Below are 967 nucleotides of genomic sequence, written 5' to 3'. Positions count from 1 at the left end.
CCGCTCATGGCGCTACCCTTAATCAAGGCCGCCTGAATGGCAGCCAAGGAGTGACAACTTTCCTGAAAGTCACCGGACTGGATGCTGCAGAATAGCCTGGGCCTGATGTGGTTCACGCTCTGCAAAAAGAACGGCTGGGCACCAGAGGTGCAGACGAATGGGACGTTGCAGCTGCTGGAGGCGCGCCGCATTGAGTGGCGTGCCAAGCGTGCTGCGGGTGAAGTGAGCCTCACAGAGCTGATGCCGCTGGAGAGCGAGGAAGAACGGCGTTGGGCTTACTTCCTACCTGATCAGGAGATCCCCGATCAAGCTGTTGAGCTGGCTCCTGATTCCGTTCGCGAGTGGAAGATCCTTGATCCAGCGGTGGGGTCAGGCCACTTCCTGGTGGTGGCGCTGGGCCTGCTTCTGGCGCTGTTCCAGGAGGAAGCCAGGCATCGCGGCTTGCAGGATTCCCCCGAATGGAGCGAGCAGGAGATTGTGGAGCACTTACTGGCTCACACGCTGCATGGGATCGACATTGATTCTCGGGCTGTGCAAATCGCCGCTGCATCACTGTGGCTGAAAGGCAAATCGCTTTGCCTTGAGATCGAGCCTGAACAGCTCAACTTGGTGGCTCCAAACCTGAGGCTTGCGGACCTTCCCGATGACGATCCAGCCTTAGTTGAGCTTCGATCCGACATTGAGGCTGAGACGGGGATTGCTGGAGAGTTCACCAGCAAAATCCTGCAGGCTCTTCGAGGAGCTGATCACCTTGGCAGTCTGCTGAAGATTGATCAGGCGGTGGATGCTGCGATTGAACAACAGGAGCGCCGCCTCAAAGGACTACGCGCAAAAGCCCAGCAGGTCCAGGCAGACCTCTTTGGTGGTACTCCAACGGTGCAGGAGGAGATGGATTTCTCTGCAGCTGAGGCTCGTGCCGATCTTCAGGAGTTGCTAGAGCAATTTCTGGTGCGGCATGCGTGCGCCA

At 58.0% G+C, this 967-nt stretch carries 1 protein-coding gene; it reads left to right on the top strand.

What is annotated here, in order from left to right:
* Positions 1 to 105 precede the first annotated feature (105 nt).
* Positions 106 to 967 (top strand): DNA methyltransferase (locus AC01FP_RS17840; RefSeq protein ID WP_474482111.1); only part of this gene is annotated, 862 nt, incomplete at its 3' end.

It is taken from the genome of Cyanobium sp. NIVA-CYA 375 (assembly GCF_056108345.1).
The sequence above is the reverse complement of the archived record's forward strand: the minus strand, read 5'-3'. Positions and strand labels throughout refer to the sequence as shown.